This window comes from Polymorphospora sp. A560 (assembly GCF_045781765.1).
GTDB lineage: Bacteria > Actinomycetota > Actinomycetes > Mycobacteriales > Micromonosporaceae > Polymorphospora > Polymorphospora lycopeni.
This window is the reverse complement of the sequence record NZ_CP122282.1, coordinates 6,822,172-6,840,500: the sequence shown is the minus strand read 5'-3', so window position 1 is coordinate 6,840,500 and position 18,329 is coordinate 6,822,172. Positions and strand designations below refer to the sequence as shown.

Sequence of the window (18,329 nt, the reverse complement as noted above, 5' to 3'; positions counted from 1 at the left end):
TCCCGCCCCGTGGTGATCGTTAGTTGTTCCGCCGTTGTCCGTACGGGGTGTCGTGCTGCTGGGCAGCTGATGATCACGGGCGCCCTGGCGGGCCGGGGGCGGCTCAGGCGCCGTCGGCGGTGACCGGCCCGGCCGGGTTCACCAGGTCGGGCGCGGTCCAGCCGTTGAGGTCGTACTCCGACAGGCAGCTGTCGACCAGGTCGAGCATGTGGCCGGCGAGCCCGGCCGCGGTGCCCTTCTTCAGCGTCTGGACCCGGGTCTCCTCGGCGTTGCCGGCGTGGCTGCGCTCGTAGAGTTCGTGCCGGCCGGCGAACTCGCTGCCGACGGAGTCCCACAGCAGCTTCATCACCTTGACCCGGTCGACCGCCGTGTGCCCGTGCGAGCCGCGCAGGTAGCGGTCCAGGTACGGGCGGATCTCCTCGGAGTGGAAGTCGGCCACGTTGGAGTTCAGGTAGATCAGCCCGCTGCCGGCGGTGTGCTGGACCAGTTCGCGGACCTTGCCGTACGCGATCGGGGCGAGTACCCGGTACGTCAGCGCGTACTCCTCGTTGGGCTGGACGAAGCCGCCCTCCCACGGCCGGGACCGTTCGATCATCGCGTCCGACAGCGCCCACATCAGGTGCCGCCAGACCATCACCTCGCCGATGTTGGCCTGCACGCTGCGGAAGTCCGAGGTGCCGTTGATCTCGACCGCCTTGATCAGCAGGCCGCAGATGAAGTCCAGCTTGACCGCCAGCCGGGTCACCCCGTGCAGGGTGAACCGGGGCAGGAAGCCGGAGTTGTGGAAGAACGTGTTGGCCTTCTCGGCGTCGCCGTAGACCAGCACGTTCTCCCACGGGATCAGCGCGGAGTCGAAGACGATCACCGCGTCGTTCTCGTCCATCCGGCTGGCCAGCGGATAGTCGAACGGGCTGCCGGTGCGGGCCGCGGTCATCTCGTACGAGGCACGGCAGAGCAGCTTGACCCCGGGGGTGTCCATCGGGGCGAGGAACACCACCGCGAACGGCTTCTCCTTGATCGGCAGGCCGTGGTGGGCGATGAAGTTGTAGTGGGTCAGCGCCGACCCGGTGGCGACCACCTTCGCGCCGCTGACGATGAGGCCGGCGTCGGTCTCCCGCTCGACGTGCACGTAGACGTCGGCGACCTCGTCGGGCCGGCGGTGCCGGTCCACCGGCGGATGCACCAGGGCGTGGTTGACGTGCAGCACCCGCTGCTGGGCCCGCCGGTACCAGGTCCGGGCGTTGTCGGCGTACGGCGCGTAGAAGTCGGCGTTGGCGCCCAGCGTGGCCAGGAACGACGCCTTGTAGTCCGGGGAGCGGCCGAGCCAGCCGTAGCAGTGCCGCTGCCAGGCGGCGATCGCGTCCCGGGAGCGGCGCAGCTCGTCGGTGTCGCGCGGCGCGCGGAAGAAGCGGTGCGTGAACCCGCCGGACCCGGTGTCGGTCGGCATGGTCAGCACGTCACGCTCGGCCTCGCCGTGCAGCGCGTCGTAGAGCCGGGCGACCATCCGGGCGTTGTTGCGGAACGCCGGATGGCTGGTGACGTCCTTCACCCGCTCGCCGTAGATCCACACCTCCCGGCCGTCCCGCAGGCTCTCCAGGTACTCCGCGCCGGTGAACGGCCGCTCGTCAGTGCCGGGTAGCGTCACGGCGCACCTCCTGCGTCGGCCGCCTGCGTGGCGGCGGTCTGGTTTGCGGCCGCGGGCGCGGCGGTATGGTCGGGGTCGGCCGCTGACGCGGCGGTGTGGTCGGGGCCGGCGGCCGCGTTGCGGTCCCGGACCAGGTGGGCCAGCCGGCGTACGCCCTCGGTGATCTGGTCGGGCGGCAGCGCGCTGCACGCCAGCCGGAGCTGGTGGGTGCCGCCGCCACCGGCGTAGAAGTAGCTCATCGGCGTCCACAGCACCTGGTAGTCGGCGGCGGACCGGGCCAGTAGCTCCTCGTCGGCGGGAAAGGGCAGGTCGAGCACGACGAAGAAGCCGCCGGCCGGCGAGTGCCACGACACCCCGTGCTCGGCGCGGCGGTCCGGCGGGAACTCGGCGGCCAGCCGGTGCAGCAGGTGACGCATGTTGTCGCGGTAGAACCGGGTCCGGTCCTCGTTGAGGGCGTCCAGCCGGCAGCCGGACCGGACCAGCATCCCGCCGATGACCGCCTGGGCGATCGCCGACGTGTTGACCGTGATCATGCTGCGGATCAGGCCGAGCTGGTCGGCCAGCAGGGTCTGCCGGCCGTCGCTGGTGCGTACCGTCTGGTCGGCGATGACGTAGCCGACCCGGGCACCGGGGAAGCAGGTCTTGGCGAAGGTGCCGATGTGCACGACGTGACCGGTGGTGTCCAGCGCCTTCAGCGCCGGCAGGCGGTCCTCCGGCGCGGCGAGGAAGCCGTACGGGTCGTCCTCGACGAGGAGCAGCCGCTGCTCGCGGGCCACGGCCAGCAGGGCCTCCCGGTCCGGTGTGGACATCGTGTGCCCGGAGGGGTTGGCGAAGTTCGGCACGACGTACAGGGCGCGCGGGGTGCGGCCGGCGGCCCGGACCCGGGCGGCCGTCGCCGCCACGTCGGCGGGACGCAGCCCGCCGGGCCCCTCCGGTACGCCGACCACGGTGACGTCGAGCAGGCTGGCCGCGCCGAGCATCCCGATGTAGCACGGGGTCGGCACCAGCAGCACGTCGTCGGGGCCGGCGCACAGCGCCCGGGCGGTGATGAACATGCCCTCCTGCGCCCCGGTGACCACGACCACCGACTCCGGGTCGACGACCAGCCCGGTGTCGTTGGCGACCGTACGCGCCACCAGTTCGTGGATGTGCCCGGCGGTGCGGCCGTACTGAAACAGGTGCCGGGTCACCGCCGCGTCGTCCAGCCCTTCGGCCCGCAGGTGGCGGACGTACTCGTCGACGAGACCGGTGATCTCGCCGGGGTCGAAGAACCCGTCGTACGGCCGCCCGGCGGCCAGCGAGATCGCGGCCGGGTGCCGGGAGGCGATCTCGTTGAGGAAGGTGGCCGATTCGATGACCGGGTCGGAGAGCGCGGCGCACAGGTCGGCGGCGCGCAGTTCGAGCCGTCCGTCCGCCGCCGTGGCGACCCGCGTGGCGGTCATTTGCGGTCGGGTGCCCCGGCGGTGAGCCGGTCGTGTTCGACGGCGGCGTACAGGGCGCGGATGTTGCCGCTGCCGAACGTACGGGCCTGGCGGCGCTCGATGATCTCGTAGAACAGCGTGCCCCGGGGGTGCCGCGACTGGGTGAAGATCTGCAACAGGTGTCCCCAGTGGTCGTTGTCGAGCAGCACGTCCAGCTCGCGCAGCGGCGAGATGAGGTCTTCCAGGTGGGGCAGCCGCTCCGCCAGCATCGGGTAGTAGCTGTCCGGCGCGGTCAGGAAGGTGATCGACCGGTCCCGCAGCGTCGGCACGGCGACGGTGATGTCCTCGGTGAGGAACGCGAGGTGCTGCACGCCGGGGCCGCCGTGGTCGGCGACGAACGCGTCGATCTGGCCGGGGGCGCGGCTGGTGTCCGGTTCGATCAGGGTCAGCGTGATGTCGGTGTGCCGGTTCTGCACCACGATCGAGTTCATCGCCTGGTCGCCGACCTCGATCTTCTCCTCGAAGATCGTCTGGAGCCCGAAGACCCGGCTGTAGAACTCGACGGTCGGTGCCAGCTCCCCGGCCGGGACGCACATGGCGACGTGGTCGATGAGGGTGAGCAGCGCTCCGTCGCGGGACGCGGGCGGCGCGGGCTCGAGCCGCTGGACCAGCGAGTGCACCAGGTCGCCCGGGCCGGCCACGACGGCGACCAGGCCGGGAGTGCCGTCCGGCAGCGTCCGGACCGCGGGCGCGGCGACCGACTGGCCGCCGCGGCGCAGCGCCGTCGCGTACGCCTCGGCGGCGTCGGCGACACCGAACGCGATGTCGCGTACGCCGTCGCCGTGCCGTTCGATGTACCGGGCGGCGCTGTCGTCTGCGGAGCCGGGGGTGATCAGCAGCCGGATGTCGCCCTGGGCGAGCAGGACGCGGCCTCCGCCGGCAGGGTCGCCCACCGGCCGGGCGGTGCAGCCCATGCCGTCGCGGAAGTACGCCACCAGCCGGTCGGGCTGGTCGGTGCACAGTTCGACGTGGTCGATGCCGGCGGGGTCCATCAGCGGGTCGCCTTCTTGCGTCGGATGAACATCATGCCGTCGCGCACACTGGCCAGCACGCAGACGAGGTCGGGCCGGGCGACGACGGTGTCGTTGAACCGGCGGATGCCCTCGGTGGCCGGCTCGCTGTCCTCCGGGTCGAGTACCGCGCCGCTCCAGAGCACGTTGTCGGCGACCACGACGCCGTCCTCGGACAGCAGCGGGAGCACCAGATCCAGGTATTCCGGGAAGTGCCGCTGATCGGCGTCGAGAAGCACGAAGTCGTACGGGCCGGTAAGCGTGGAAACAGTTTCCAGTGCCGGTCCGACGCGTACGGAAATGCGATCCCCGTAACCGGCGGCGGCAATGTGCTTACGCGCGATGTCAGCGTGTTCCTGACTGATCTCGCAGGTGGTGATCTCGGCGTCCGGCGGCAGTACCTCGATCATCGACAGCGAGGAGTAGCCGGTGAACGTGCCGACCTCCAGAACACGCTTCGGTTGCAGCGTGAGCAGAAAGAACTGGAGGAAGCGCGCCTCGACCGGGCCGATCATCATGTGCGGCCGCTCGCAGCGGGCCCGCGTTTCGGCGGCCAGGTCGAGCAGGTGGTCCGGATCTGCCGTGGTATGGGCGGCGGCATATTCCTCGACGCCCGGTATGGTAATCACCTTCACGCGACCGAAGTTAGTGCCGGTCGCGGACGTCGGACAACACATCTTTCAAGCGGTGGCAACAAGTCCGTGCGCTATTTGTGGGCACAGTTGCACGCTGGTTGGGCGCTATTGACCCTAATCTGTCGGTCAAGCAGTATGGCGCGTACCTAGGGGGTGCGTATGGCCGAGCCGCGCTGGCATCAGTTGGGACTCCGGACGGTGCAACTCGCCGGCATCGTCACCGGTCACGCGGTGGCGTCGGTCCCGGCGGTGGTCCGGGTCGCGCCCCGCGGCCGGAAGGCGGTCCGCGAGGCGTTGTGGACCCGGCTGCGTGGCCTGCTCACCGCGATGGGGGCCAGCTACATCAAGGGCGCCCAGTTGCTCAGCACCCGGCAGGACCTCCTGGATCCCGCACTGTGCGAGTCGCTGAGCAAGCTCCAGGACCGGGTGCCGGCGATGTCGGACCGGCAGGTGCGGGAGACGGTGGAGAAGGCGTACGCCGGCGGGGACTGGCCGTTCGCGGAGTTCGACTGGGAGCCGTTGGCCAGCGGCAGCATCGCCTGTGTCTACCGGGCCCGGCTGCTCGACGGCACTGACGTGGCGGTGAAGGTGCGCCGGCCCGGGCTGGACTGGCGGATGACCGCCGACTTCGGGCTGATGGCGACGGGTGCCGGCGTGATCCAGCGGATTCCGGGCTTCGCCCGGCTGCCGGCCGTCACGATGGTGCAGCAGATCCGCGACGCGGTGCTCGGCCAACTCGACTTCGACGCCGAGTCCGAGGCGCTCGACCTGCTGCGGGCCAACCTGGGCGACCTGAGCTACCTGCGGGTCCCGGCGCCGGTGCCGGACGCCAGCCGGGAGGGGGTCCTGGTGATGGAGTTCGTGCCGGGGCTGCGCCGCTTCCGGCGCGACGATCTCGCCCCCGAGGTCGCCGAACTCGCCGTACGCCGGGTGCTCCAGTGCGTCTACCGGATGCTGTTCATCGACGGGGTGGTCCACTGCGACCTGCACCCGGGCAACCTCTACCTCGATGAGGAGGGCGAGGTCGTGCTGCTCGACGCGGGCTTCGTCGTGCACCTCACGCCGCGGGTACGCAAGCTGTTCGCCGAGTTCTTCTTCAACATGTCGCGCGGCAACGGGCGGCAGTGCGCGTCCATCGTGGAGCGCAGCGCGCGCAACGAGGCCGGTACGGCCGATCTGGAACGCTTCCGGGCCGGCATCATCGAACTGGTCGAGGGCGCGCACGCGAAGCCGGCGGGGGAGTTCCAGCTCGCCCCGTTCGCGGCCACCCTGTTCGACCTCCAGCGCCGCTGCGGCCTCTTCGCCGCGCCCGAGTTCGTCTTCCCGCTGCTTTCGCTGCTGGTCCTCGAGGGCATGATCAACGAGTTCGACGCGGACGTCGACTTCCAGGCCGAGGCCAAGCCGGTGCTGATCCGGGCGCTGCTGACCGCCGTACCGAAGGAGAAGGCCGCCTGACAAGCTCGTCAAGCGGCCGGGGCACCCGTGTCAGGCCGGTACGGCGACCACCAGCAGCAGCCCGCCACGGACCCGGCCGGCGCGGACCACCCGCAGCCCGGCCGCCTCCACCAGCCGCCGTGTCGTCGCCTGGTCGTGGTGTGCCGGCAGTTCGCCGAACACCCGCAGCAGACGCCGGGACCAGGCCGGCGGCGGGGTGTGTTCGGCGAGCACGAACCGGCCCTGCGGGGCCAGCGCCCGGGCCACCTCGCGCAGCCCGGCGGGCTGGTCCGACCAGTGCCCGAACGACGTCGTGCTCAGCACCAGGTCGACCGTGCCGTCGGCGACCGGCAGGTGTTCGGCGGTGCCGGTGAGCAGGGTCGCTTCGGGCAGTTTGGTCCGGGCGACCCGGATCATCTCCGACGCCGGGTCGATACCGGTCAGGTGGGCCGCCGGCCACCGTAGCGCGACCCGGTGCAGCAGGCGGCCGGTCCCGCAGCCGATGTCGAGCACGGTGCGCGGGGACACCCCGTCGAGGGCGTCGAGGACGTCGTCGTCGGCCCGCCGGCAGCCGAACTGGCCGGGGTGGCGGTCGTAGCGGTCGGCGATCCGGTTGAAGTTCGCCACCGATCCGGGGTCGGCCATCAGTGCCGCCCCTCGCCGAACCGCCGCCCGGTGGGGCGTACGGCGAGGTCGGCCCGACCCCGCCGGTGGGTCCACCGCGGATACCGCCGGATCGTGCAGGGCTTGCGACCGGTCACTCGGTTCCTCCCTGGGCTCGACGGCCGGGCCGGTGCCGCACGGCCGTACCGCCCAGGCGACGCAGGTCGCCTGGGCGGCAGGTGTCAACGCTTACGGTGAAGGTCAGGCCTTCGCCGGGGCGCTGGTGAGGGTGCTGGCGGTACGCGCCCACTCCGCGGCGACTTCCTGGCTGGCCACGAAGTCCTCGTTGCGGGCGTTGAAGTCGCCGCTGACGTACTGGCCGACGATCTTGCGGGTGGCCAGCATGTACATGATCGGCTCGCTGTCCGGGTTGGCCTTGTCGTACATGCCGACCCGGTCGCCGGGGGCCATCTCGCCGACGGCACCGATCGGCGGCAGGGCGCCGAACAGACCCGAGATGTTGATCGGGTCCTTGTTGATCAGGGTCTTGCCCTGCTCCAGGAGCTGCAGCTCGAAGAACACGTTGAAGTAGCCCTTGAACCGCGTCGCGAACTCCTCCGGGGCGAAGGTCATTTCCTCGCCCATGGTCGGGAGCTGCGGGTTGATGGTGAAGAGGAACTCACCGAGGTGCTCGCTGTGGCCCCGCAGGTTCATCTGCAGGATCTGGACGATGATCTTGTTCGGGTCCTCGCGCAGCGGGAAGCTGCGGTTGACGACGAACCAGCCGTCGGCCTCGATCGTCTCGGTGTCGCCGGCGATCTCGATCACGGCGTCGGTCCAGAGGTGCAGGTAGTCGGTACCACCGGGCGGGAAGTAGTTCTGGGACATGCTGGGCTCCTCTGCTAGGAGTACGGCAACTGCTTCATAAGAATATAGTGACGGCCTTCCCGGTCAAGAGGTTCGTCGATGTCCGGCGCCCTGTTGATCGCCAGATCCCAGCGTTGAAGTGCGGAAACGTCGCCGATCGGTGGTCTGAAATCGTGGTTGAGAATTATGTAGTGAGGATCAACGGCGGGTGCTGCGGTGGTAGGCGGCGGCCGTCAGCGGCACGAACACCGCGCAGATGACGGCGGTCCAGACGAGAGCCCGGACCGCGCTCGTGCCGACCGGCTGGTCCAGCAGGAGCGCGCGGATGGCGTCGATGAACGCGGTGAGCGGCTGGTTGGCCGCGAACGCCTGGATCGGCCCGGGCATGCTCGCCACCGGTACGAACGCGCTGCTGATCAGGGTGAGCGGGAACAGCAGGCTGAGGCCGAGGGTCTCCACCATCTCCACCCCGCCGGCCAGCAGCGCGACCAGTGCGGTGACCCAGGCCATGGCGAAGGCGACCAGGAGCAGCAGGCTGATGGCGCCCAGCCAGTCCAGCGGCCCACCGGTCGGGCGGAAGCCGACGAGCAGGCCGGTGAGCACCATGGCCAGCAGCACCACCAGGCTGCGTACCAGGCCGGCCAGGGTGTGCCCGGCCAGCACCGAGGCCCGGGCGATCGGCATCGACCGGAACCGGTCCAGGGTGCCGCCGTGCAGGTCGCGGGCGAGGCTGGAGCCGATGGTGACCGCGCCGAGGGTGGCCGTCTGCACCAGGATGCCGGGCACCATGAAGTCCGCGTAGCTCCCGTCGACGCCGGTGTCGACCGCACCGCCGAAGACGAACCGGAACATCAGGACCAGCAGCACCGGCTCGATGATGGAGAAGATCAGCAGCGCCGGCCGGCGGCGCATCTGGATCAGGTTGCGCCGGGCGAGTACGACGACCTCGTCGACCCGGTTGCCCAGCGAGCGCAGCCGGTTCGCGGCGTACGGCGGGGGTGGCGGGCCGCTTCGGGGGCCGGCGGCGGAGCGCGGTGGCGGGGTCGGCGGGGCCGGGGTCGCCGCACCCGGGACGCCGGCCGGTGTCGTCGATTGCTGCACGGAGTCGCTCCCTGTGGTCGTCGCGGATCGCGCCCGGTCGCTGCCCATTCAAGTTCCGTCAACCGGCGGTTACGACGGCATCCGTCAGCTCGTTGACGGATTCGTCGTACGGTTGCCGGTACGCGTGCCCTCGGCGTGGGAAGCGTTGGCAGCAAAGCGATCCGGGGTGCCCCCGGGTAGACTTGACCAAACCCCGGTAGGGCGTTCGACTGCTTGTCAAGTGATTGACAGGGTCCGTGTCCGGATGTAAACCTGTCGATGGCCGGGCGATTCCTTGTCAATGACAGACACCCGGACTCTTCCCATCGGTAGTCCGCCAAGTGGTAGGTGAACCGTGACCGGAATCCACAACGATACGGATGTGAAGCTCGTTCGCTGGCCGGCGGAGGAAGTCCGGCGGGAACGGTACAAGGCCCTGGGCATACCCAGGCTGCTGGTCGTGGAGGGCGGCTGCCGGCCACCACTGTGCAGCGACGCCAAGGAGGACTGGGTGCGCGCCCCGGTCAGCCGTACGGACCTGGAAGCCCGCATGGCCACCCTGCGCGCGAAGGCATGGGTGGACAGCGTCCCGCAGATCGACCCCGTCGGCGTGCTGCGCTACGGCGGCCGGTCCTGCGCGATCTCGCCGACCGAGGCCGACATCCTGGAATGCCTGACCCGCAACTTCGGCGAGGTCGTGTCGCGCGGCGAGCTGCTGCGCTGCCTTCCGGAACGCCCCGCGCTGAGCCGGCGCAACGCGCTGGATCTGCACATCATGCGGGTCCGTCGCCGGATCGGCCCGTTGAACCTGGCCATCCGCACCGTGTGGGGCCAGGGCTACCTCCTGGAACTCGTCAAGTGACGCGCCGGCGCGACTGACGGCGTACCGGCCCCTGCGGATTCGTGTCGAGGAGCAGAGATGTTCGAGCGGTTCACCGACCGAGCGCGACGGGTTGTCGTCCTGGCTCAGGAAGAAGCCCGGATGCTCAACCACAACTACATCGGCACGGAGCACATCCTGCTCGGCCTCATCCACGAGGGCGGTGGGGTGGCCGCGAAGGCCCTCCAGGGCCTCGGCATCTCCCTGGAGGGTGTCCGGCACCAGATCGAGGAGATCATCGGGCAGGGGCAGCAGTCGCCGAGTGGACACATCCCGTTCACGCCGCGGGCGAAGAAGGTCCTGGAGCTGTCGCTGCGTGAGGCGTTGCAGCTCGGGCACAACCACATCGGCACGGAGCACATCCTGCTCGGGCTGATCCGTGAGGGCGAGGGTGTCGCCGCCCAGGTGCTCGTCAAGCTCGGCGGGGACTTCAACCGGGTCCGTGACCAGGTGACCAAGCTGCTCTCCGGGGAGGGCCGAGAGGCGATCACCCCCGGTGCGCACGCCCAGGAGACCGGGGTGCAGGTCAGCCCGGTGTTGGACCAGTTCGGTCGTAACCTGACCCAGGCGGCCCGTGAGGGCAAGCTCGACCCGGTCGTCGAGCGGGACCGCGAGATCGAGCGGGTCATGCAGGTCCTCTGCCGGCGTACGAAGAACAACCCGGTGCTCACGGGCGAACCGGGGGTGGGCAAGACCGCGGTGGTCGAGGGTTTGTCCCAGAAGATCATCAAGGGTGAGGTGCCGGAGACGCTGAAGGACAAGCAGCTTTACACGCTTGATCTGGGTGCTCTGGTCGCCGGTTCGCGGTATCGGGGTGATTTCGAGGAGCGCTTGAAGAAGGTGCTCAAGGAGATCCGTACCCGCGGCGACATCATCCTGTTCATCGACGAGATCCACACGCTGGTCGGTGCGGGTGCCGCGGAGGGTGCGATCGACGCGGCGTCGATCCTGAAGCCGATGTTGGCCCGTGGTGAGTTGCAGACGATCGGTGCGACGACGCTGGACGAGTACCGCAAGTATGTGGAGAAGGACGCGGCGTTGGAGCGGCGGTTCCAGCCGATCCAGGTGGGTGAGCCGTCGCTGGCGCACACGATCGAGATCCTGAAGGGTTTGCGGGATCGTTACGAGGCGCATCACCGGGTGACGATCACCGACGCGGCGTTGGTCGCGGCGGCGACGCTGGCGGACCGGTACATCTCGGACCGGTTCCTGCCGGACAAGGCGATCGACCTGATCGACGAGGCGGGTGCGCGGATGCGGATCCGTCGGATGACGGCGCCGCCGGACCTGCGGGACTTCGACGAGCGGATCGCGCAGGTGCGTCGGGACAAGGAGTCCGCGATCGACGCGCAGGATTTCGAGCGGGCGGCGCAGTTGCGGGACAAGGAGAAGCAGCTGCTGGGTCAGAAGGCGCAGCGGGAGAAGGAGTGGAAGGCCGGGGACCTGGACGTGGTGTCCGAGGTCGACGACGAGCAGATCGCCGAGGTCCTGGCGAACTGGACGGGTATTCCGGTGTACAAGCTGACCGAGGAGGAGACTTCGCGGCTGCTGCGTATGGAGGCCGAGCTGCACAAGCGGGTCATCGGTCAGGAGGACGCGGTCAGGGCGGTCTCCAAGGCGATCCGTCGTACCCGTGCCGGGTTGAAGGATCCGAAGCGTCCGTCGGGTTCGTTCATCTTCGCCGGCCCGTCCGGGGTTGGTAAGACGGAGCTGTCGAAGGCTTTGGCGGAGTTCCTGTTCGGTAGTGAGGACGCGCTCATCCAGTTGGACATGAGTGAGTTCCATGACCGGTACACGGTGTCGCGGCTGGTGGGTGCGCCTCCCGGATATGTCGGCTACGACGAGGGTGGGCAGTTGACGGAGAAGGTCCGTCGTCGGCCGTTCTCGGTGGTGTTGTTCGATGAGATCGAGAAGGCTCATCCGGATGTGTTCAACACGTTGTTGCAGATCCTGGAGGACGGTCGGTTGACTGATGGTCAGGGTCGGATCGTGGACTTCAAGAACACGGTGATCATCCTGACGACGAACCTGGGTACGCGGGATGTGGCGAAGGCTGTGTCTCTTGGTTTCCAGGCTTCTGAGGACTCGGAGTCGAACTACGAGCGGATGAAGACGAAGGTCAACGATGAGTTGAAGCAGCATTTCCGGCCGGAGTTCCTGAACCGGATCGATGACACGATCGTGTTCCATCAGTTGCGGCAGACGGAGATCCTTTCGATTGTGGACATCATGATCGGTCGGATCGAGACGCAGTTGCGGAACAAGGACATGAGTATGGAGTTGACCGACGACGCCAAGCGGTATCTGGCGAAGAAGGGGTTCGACCCTGTGTTGGGTGCGCGTCCGTTGCGTCGGACGATCCAGCGTGACATCGAGGACAACCTGTCCGAGCGGATCCTGTTCAACGAGTTGAAGCCGGGCCAGATCGTCGTCATCGACTGCGAAGGCGACCCCGACGATCTCGACGGCGCCCAACTCGTGATGCGCGGCACCGACCAGCCGGTGGAGACCGTACCCACCGCCGCCAGCACCCCGGGCGAGCCGGGCTAGGGACGCCACCGACCTCCGCGAGCGATCAGGAGTGACCATGACCGTCCCCAGCCGCATCTGGTCGCCGCCGCCGTCGCGCCGGCCGAGCCGGTCGGCGCCACTGGCGGAACTGCCCGCACCGGCGGCCGTCGAGGAGGCGGAAGCCTTCATCCGGCAGTACCACGCCGAGACGCCGGCCCTCGGCCCGCCGACGGAACGCGTCGCCGAGGTCCGCCGGCAGATCGCCGAGACCGGAACGTACGAGCAGACCGCCGACGAGCTGCGGTTCGGTGCCCGGGTCGCCTGGCGCAACAGCGACGCCTGCATCGGCCGGCTCTACTGGCGCAGCCTGCAGGTACGCGACCTCCGCACCGCCACGACCGGGCGGGACGTGATGCTCGCCTGCGTCGACCACCTGCGGGCGGCCACCAATAAGGGCCGGATCCGTCCGGTCATCACCGTGCTTCCGCCGGACCGGCCCGGCCGGCCGGGGCCCCGGATCGTCAACGACCAGCTCATCCGCTACGCCGGCTACCGCGAGCCGGACGGGTCGGTCCGCGGCGACCCGCGCAACGTCGAGCTGACCGAGCTGGCCCGCTCGCTCGGCTGGCAGCCGCCAAGCCCGCCCGGCCGGTTCGACGTCCTGCCGCTCATCGTCGAACCCGCCGGTGGCCGGCCGATGCTCGCCGAGCTACCGGCCGACGCCGTACTGGAAGTCGACATCGAGCACCCGGAACTGGACACGATCGCCGGCCTGGGGCTGCGCTGGCACGCCGTACCGGCGATCAGCAACATGGCGCTGCGGATCGGTGGCATCACCTACCAGGCGGCACCGTTCAACGGCTGGTACATGGGCACCGAGATCGGCGCGCGCAACTTCGGCGACATCGACCGCTACGACATGCTGCCGGCGGTCGCCAAACTTCTCGACCTGGACACCTCGGCCGAGCACACCCTGTGGCGGGACCGGGCCCTGGTCGAACTCAACCGGTCGGTCCTCTACTCGTTCCGTAAGGCCAACGTCACCATCACCGACCACCATACGGAGTCCGCCCGATTCATCACGCATCTGCGCAGTGAGGAACGGGCCGGCCGGATATGCCCGGCGGACTGGAGTTGGATCGTGCCACCGATGTCCAGTTCGCAGACCCCGGTATTCCACCGGTACTACGACACCGCCGAACTGCTGCCGAATTTCCTCGCCCCGGCGGCCACCCCGGCCACCGGCTGTCCGTTCAGTTCCGGTACGGCCACCACCGGCGACTCGCCGCCGTCTTCGGCGGCCGAATTAATGGCATCAGACATCTAACAGAATTTTCCAGCCGGTACGTACCGGCGTATAGCTTGCATGGAAATTGGCAACAGTCAGCAGCGTCACGCGCCGCCAGCCAGGGAGCGAACAAATGCCTGAGCAGGATTCAATTGACGTAGTCGTGGTCGGAAACGGCGTCATCGGCACCTCCATCGCCTACGAGTTGGCCCGGCGTTCCCCGGGGACGAGCATCGTCGTGCTCGGACCGCGGCACCGCTCGGGCGCCGCCTCGATGGCCGCCGGCGCCATGCTCAACACCTTCGGCGAGATCACCAAGTACACCCTGATGTCGCCGGCCAGCCAGGCCAAGTTCCAGCTCTGCCGCGACGCGCTGGACGCCTGGCCCGCCTGGCTGGAGCAGCTCAAGCAGGAGTCCGGCGTCGCCGACGTCGACAAGTCGCTGAGCCACGGCACGACCGTGCTGCTCAACGCCAAGTCCGGCCACCTGGACGACGAGAACTTCGCGGCCCTCCTGGCGGCGCTGGCCAAGTTCGACGAACCGCACGAGGAGATCGCGCCCGCCGACATCCCCGGCCTGGACCCGCTGGCCGAGGCCCGGCCGCTGCGCGCCCTGCACCTGCCGCGCGAGGGCGCGATCGACGCCCGCGCCGTCCTGTCGGCGCTGGAGACCGCCGCGACCCGGCACGGCGTACGGTTCGTCGACGGCGAGGCCGCCGGCTTCGAGGTGGAAAACGGCACCGTACGCGGGGTGAGCCTGGCCGACGGCAGCACGCTGAGCGCCGGCACCGTCCTGCTCGCCGCCGGTTCGTTCAGCGGCCCGCTCACCAGCGTCTTCGAGGAGGGCAGCGTCCCGGCGATGTTCGCCGGCAAGGGCATCGCGGTCCAGACCCAGCGGCGGGTCGGCGTCGGCTTCCAGCACGTGGTGCGTACGCCGAACCGCTCCGGCTCCTGCGGCCTGCACGCGATCCCGCTCGGTGACGGGGTCGAATACCTCGGCGCCACCAACCTGCTGTTCTCCGAGCCGGCACACACCCCCGACATCGGCATGAGCGAGTTCCTCGTGCAGGTGGCCCGCGAGCAGCTCGACCACCGGCTGTTCTACTCCGACGTGGTGAGCTGGCTGGTCGGCAACCGCCCGGTCGCGATCGACGGTTTCCCGCTGATCGGCCGTACGTCGATCGACGGGCTGCTGGTCGCCACCGGCACCTACCGGGACGGCTTCCACTGCTCGCCGGTGCTGGCCAAGCTCGTCGTGGACGACATCCTCGGCGAGGGCAGCCTCGCCGAGGCGGTGCCGCACTTCAAGCCGGAGCGGCGGCCGATCGAGTCGATGACGGTCGAGGAGGCGGTCAAGGAGTTCGCCTTCCACGGCGTCTCCGCCTCGATCGAGGCCGGCCTGCGGCTGCCCTCGCACACCGACACCACGGTGCTCGACGTGTTCTACCAGCAGGCGGCCCAGCGCTACTACGACGCCGTGGAGCACCCGATCGGGCTGTCGCCGGAGGTGCTGCTCAGCATCGTCTTCGACCCCGACCACGCCGACCACCGGATCACCCGCTACCTCAACGCCGTCCACGCCCGTTACGCGTAGGTTCCCCGGGCCGGGTCCGGCGGACCCGGCCCACCGATCCCGACTGGGAAGGTGAGTGCTGTGCCGACCGGCAGCGTCGAATGGTTCGACATCCGTACCCCGGACCCCGAGGCCGCGAAGGCGTTCTACGCCGAGCTGTTCGCCTGGACGTACCAGCCGTTCGCGCCGCTGGGAGAGGTCATCGGGGCCACCATCTGGCACGACGGCAAGGAGATCGGAATGATCACCCAAGCCGACGGGGCGATCGTCGGCACCGCCAGCACCGTGCTGTTCGTCTACACCGACGACCTGCGCGGCACCGTCGAGCAGGCGGTGAAGCTCGGCGGCACGGTCCGCTCCGAACCGTCCATGATGGATGCCGAGTCGGGCGCGTTCGCCGAGCTGGCCGACCCCACCGGCGTACCGATCGGCGTGTGGAGCATGACCCTGTAACACCGCCGGATCAACGGGCGGGCGAAACGAGGTGGGGGAGATGACGGACAAACCTGTACGGCGGCGCCGGCGGCTGGTGGGGCTCGGCCTGGTCGGCCTGCTGACCGTCGTCACGGCCGTGCTGGCCGTCCAGCTCGGCGCCCGTAACCTCGGCGGCGTCCCGCACCGCGACGTCGTCATCGACGGCCGCATCCCGGCCACGATGTACGTGCCGGGTGCGGTGCCGGGCAACAGCAGCACGGTCGACCTGCCGCCGTCGCCGCCCGGCGGCCTGCCGGCCGTCGTCCTGGCGCACGGCCACTCCGCGGACCGTTCGATGATGAACTGGCTCGCCCGCCGGCTGGCCGACGCCGGCTTCGTGGTGGTCACCTTCGACTTCCGCGGGCACGGCGGCAACACCGACCGGCACGAGATCCACGGCTTCGAGGGGCGCCGCGCCGACCTCGCCGCGGTCTTCGAATGGGCGGCCCGGCAGTCGTACGTGGACGAGCGGCGGATCGCCGTCGCCGGGCACAGCATGGGTGCCGCCGCCGTGGTCGACTTCGCCACCCACGACACACGGCCGGTGGCCACGATGGCGCTCGGCGGGTCGGTCGCCTCGGTGGAGGGCGGCGTCACCGCCCGCAACATGCTGTTCCTGGTCGCCCAGGGTGATCCGGTCCTGGTCCGGGACGAGGCGGTACGGACCGCCGAGGAGGTTTTCGGCGGCGACATCGACTTCGGCAGCGAGTACGGCGACATCGCGGCCGGGTCGGCGGTCGGGTTGCGCGAGATCGCCAACTCCAACCACCTGTCGATGCTGTACGCCGGGCAGACCGCCGACCTGATGGCCGACTGGATGGACCGGGCGGCGGGGCCGGGCGCGGCACCACGTACCACCGACGACGACACCCGGCTGCTCGCCGTGTTCTACCTGGCCGCCGCCGTCGGCGTGCTGTTCGGGCTGGGGTTGCTGGCCGGCACCGTCGCCGGGCGCCGGCCGGACCGCCGGGGCGCCGGCTGGCGCGCCCTACCGCTGGTGCTGGTCGCCGTGGTGCTCCCGATCCCGTTCCTGGCCTGGGGCGACGCCGGCCTGCTGATCGGCGTGGAGGCCGGTGGTGCGCTGGCGCTGCTGCTCGGGGTGGCCGGCGTCCTGCTGCTGGCCGTACGGCGCCTCGACCCGGTGCGGCGCTGGCTGACCCCGACCGGGCCGGTTCCGGCGTACGCCGCGACGGCATCCGTCGCACCACCCGGCGCGGCACCGGAGCGGGTCGCGCCGCCGGAGCCGGCACCGGAAGCGGTGGCGCCCCCGGCCGGGCCGCGCCCCGAAGCCCCGACGGCCGGGGTACGCCGGCTGCTGCTGCCGGTGGCGCTGGCCGTGGGCGGCCTCCTGCTGGTCCTGCTGCCGGTCGGGCCGACCGGACACACGCTGGTCCCGACCCCGGCCCGGATCGTGATCGCCCTGCTGATGGCGCTGATCATGCTGCCGTTCTTCCACGTCGTCGACGACCTGCTGCGGGCCGGCCCGCCGCTCGCCGCCAGCGGCTGGTCACTGGCCGCCCGCGTACTGATCCTGGGCGCCGTGATGGTCGGGGTCGGCAACGCGGTGCTGCCCGGCATGCTCGGGCTCTACCTGATGGTGCTGGCGCCGTTCCTGATCCTGCTCGAACTGGTCGTCGCCGGGGTCTACGTCGCCAGCCGGGACCCGCGACTCACCGCCCCAGTGCAGGCGCTCGCGCTGGGTTGGCTGCTGGCGACGCTCTCGCCGGTGGTCTGGTGAGCGACACCCTGACCGGTCCGGTCGAGGCCGCGGTCTGCCTCGACGACCTGCGGGCCGCCGCCGGCGCGACGACCACCGCCGACGCGTGGAACTTCGTCGAGGGCGGCAGCGGTGGCGAGCACACCATGCGGGAGAACGGGCTGGCGTTCGACCGGGTACGCCTGCTGCCCCGGGTCGCGGTCGACGTCGCCGGCCGTACGGCCCGGACCCGGCTGCTCGGCCTGCCGGTGCCGGTCCCGCTGGCGGTGGCGCCGATGGCCTACCAGACGTGGCTGCACCCGGACGGGGAGGTCGCCACCGCGGCGGCGGCCGCCGCGGCCGGGGTGCCGTTCGTCGTGAGCATGATGGCCAGCCGTACGGTCGAGGACATCGCCGCGACCGGTGCCGCCACCGTCATGCAGCTCTACTGGCTGCGCGACCGCGGGCTGTTCCGGGAACTGATCGGCCGGGCCGAGGCGGCCGGCTGCGCGGCCCTGATGCTGACCGTCGACGTACCGCTGCTCGGCCGCCGGCTGCGCGACATGCGCGGCGGCCTGGTCCGGCCGGCGACGGTGGTGGCGGCCAACCTCGGCGGCGCGGGCGGCGGCGCGGGTGCCGGCCGGGCCGGCAGGTCGGAGGTGGCCCTCCACACCAAAGTCCTGTTCGACCCCTCGTTGAGCTGGGCGGACGTGGCCTGGGTGCGCTCGGTGACCCGGCTGCCGCTGGTGCTCAAGGGAATCCTCGACCCGGACGACGCCGCGCTGGCGGTCGACGCCGGCGCCGACGCCGTGGTGGTCTCCAACCACGGCGGGCGGCAGCTCGACGGGGCGGTCGCGACGGCGACCGCGCTGCCGGCGGTGGTCGACGCGATCGCCGGCCGCTGCGAGGTGCTGGTCGACAGCGGCATCCGCGGCGGCGTCGACGTGCTCAAGGCCCTGGCGCTCGGCGCGGCCGGGGTGCTGGTCGGCCGGCCGTTGCTGTGGGGACTGGCGGCCGGGGGAGCGCCCGGCGTGACCCGGGTGTTCGACCTGATCAGCGAGGAGCTGCACGAGGCGATGGCGCTGGCCGGCTGCCCCGACGTGGACAGCGCGCGCCGGCTGCGTACGTCGGTCGCCGGCGGCGGGTGCTGAG

15 protein-coding genes are annotated in these 18,329 nt (G+C 70.4%); 8 read left to right on the top strand and 7 right to left on the bottom strand.

Features of this window, described 5'->3' with window-relative positions:
* Positions 1 to 103: 103 nt before the first annotated feature.
* From QCD66_RS30820 to QCD66_RS30805, 4 genes are read right to left on the bottom strand one after another with little or no spacing between them, the layout of a single operon-like run.
* Positions 104 to 1,645 carry a 4-hydroxyphenylacetate 3-hydroxylase N-terminal domain-containing protein gene (locus QCD66_RS30820; protein WP_364218386.1) on the bottom strand — a complete coding sequence of 514 codons (1,542 nt, stop codon included), beginning with the start codon at positions 1,643 to 1,645 and terminating at the stop codon, positions 104 to 106.
* On the bottom strand, positions 1,642 to 3,087 hold the full coding sequence (locus tag QCD66_RS30815) for a PLP-dependent aminotransferase family protein (protein WP_375736674.1): 1,446 nt from the start codon (positions 3,085 to 3,087) through the stop codon (positions 1,642 to 1,644). Before QCD66_RS30815 ends, QCD66_RS30820 begins: the two co-directional genes overlap by 4 nt.
* Positions 3,084 to 4,118, bottom strand: coding sequence for a 4-hydroxyphenylpyruvate dioxygenase (gene hppD / locus QCD66_RS30810; protein ID WP_364218390.1), 1,035 nt, complete (start codon positions 4,116 to 4,118; stop codon positions 3,084 to 3,086). Before hppD ends, QCD66_RS30815 begins: the two co-directional genes overlap by 4 nt.
* Positions 4,118 to 4,771 (bottom strand): O-methyltransferase, encoded by a 654-nt coding sequence (locus tag QCD66_RS30805; RefSeq protein ID WP_375736675.1) that lies wholly within the window; start codon positions 4,769 to 4,771, stop codon positions 4,118 to 4,120. The genes hppD and QCD66_RS30805 overlap by 1 nt, the downstream gene beginning before the upstream one ends.
* Positions 4,772 to 4,930: 159 nt before the next feature.
* Between QCD66_RS30805 and QCD66_RS30800 the strand changes: the two genes are divergently transcribed.
* Complete coding sequence (locus QCD66_RS30800; RefSeq protein ID WP_364218394.1) at positions 4,931 to 6,226, top strand: AarF/UbiB family protein; 1,296 nt, start codon at positions 4,931 to 4,933, stop codon at positions 6,224 to 6,226.
* Between the two features lie 30 nt (positions 6,227 to 6,256).
* Here the strand turns inward: QCD66_RS30800 and QCD66_RS30795 are convergent, their stop codons facing one another.
* The 3 genes from QCD66_RS30795 to QCD66_RS30785 all read right to left on the bottom strand — a co-directional run bounded on the left by QCD66_RS30795 (position 6,257) and on the right by QCD66_RS30785 (position 8,776).
* Positions 6,257 to 6,850, bottom strand: coding sequence for a class I SAM-dependent methyltransferase (locus tag QCD66_RS30795; RefSeq protein ID WP_375736676.1), 594 nt, complete (start codon positions 6,848 to 6,850; stop codon positions 6,257 to 6,259).
* Between the two features lie 219 nt (positions 6,851 to 7,069).
* On the bottom strand, positions 7,070 to 7,696 hold the full coding sequence (locus QCD66_RS30790) for a DUF6073 family protein (RefSeq protein ID WP_357533023.1): 627 nt from the start codon (positions 7,694 to 7,696) through the stop codon (positions 7,070 to 7,072).
* 177 nt (positions 7,697 to 7,873) lie between these two features.
* Complete coding sequence (locus tag QCD66_RS30785) at positions 7,874 to 8,776, bottom strand: ABC transporter permease (protein WP_375736677.1); 903 nt, start codon at positions 8,774 to 8,776, stop codon at positions 7,874 to 7,876.
* A 361-nt stretch (positions 8,777 to 9,137) separates the two neighbouring features.
* On the opposite strand from QCD66_RS30785, the gene QCD66_RS30780 reads away from it, so the two are divergent.
* The 7 genes from QCD66_RS30780 (at position 9,138) to QCD66_RS30750 (ending at position 18,328) form a co-directional block, all read left to right on the top strand.
* Positions 9,138 to 9,617 carry a winged helix-turn-helix domain-containing protein gene (locus tag QCD66_RS30780; protein WP_212826927.1) on the top strand — a complete coding sequence of 160 codons (480 nt, stop codon included), beginning with the start codon at positions 9,138 to 9,140 and terminating at the stop codon, positions 9,615 to 9,617.
* Between the two features lie 57 nt (positions 9,618 to 9,674).
* Positions 9,675 to 12,185, top strand: coding sequence for an ATP-dependent Clp protease ATP-binding subunit (locus tag QCD66_RS30775; protein WP_407566890.1), 2,511 nt, complete (start codon positions 9,675 to 9,677; stop codon positions 12,183 to 12,185).
* 37 nt (positions 12,186 to 12,222) lie between these two features.
* The gene (locus tag QCD66_RS30770; RefSeq protein ID WP_364208760.1) at positions 12,223 to 13,473 is read left to right on the top strand and encodes a nitric oxide synthase oxygenase; all 1,251 of its coding nucleotides are present in this window, start codon (positions 12,223 to 12,225) and stop codon (positions 13,471 to 13,473) included.
* A 94-nt stretch (positions 13,474 to 13,567) separates the two neighbouring features.
* On the top strand, positions 13,568 to 15,028 hold the full coding sequence (locus tag QCD66_RS30765) for an FAD-dependent oxidoreductase (RefSeq protein WP_364208757.1): 1,461 nt from the start codon (positions 13,568 to 13,570) through the stop codon (positions 15,026 to 15,028).
* A gap of 60 nt (positions 15,029 to 15,088) precedes the next feature.
* A complete protein-coding gene (locus QCD66_RS30760; protein WP_357533011.1) occupies positions 15,089 to 15,460 on the top strand; it encodes a VOC family protein in 372 nt (123 codons plus the stop codon).
* Between the two features lie 40 nt (positions 15,461 to 15,500).
* Positions 15,501 to 17,219, top strand: coding sequence for an alpha/beta hydrolase family protein (locus QCD66_RS30755; protein WP_375735128.1), 1,719 nt, complete (start codon positions 15,501 to 15,503; stop codon positions 17,217 to 17,219).
* Positions 17,216 to 18,328 (top strand): alpha-hydroxy acid oxidase, encoded by a 1,113-nt coding sequence (locus QCD66_RS30750; protein ID WP_375735129.1) that lies wholly within the window; start codon positions 17,216 to 17,218, stop codon positions 18,326 to 18,328. The genes QCD66_RS30755 and QCD66_RS30750 overlap by 4 nt, the downstream gene beginning before the upstream one ends.
* Position 18,329: the final 1 nt, after the last annotated feature.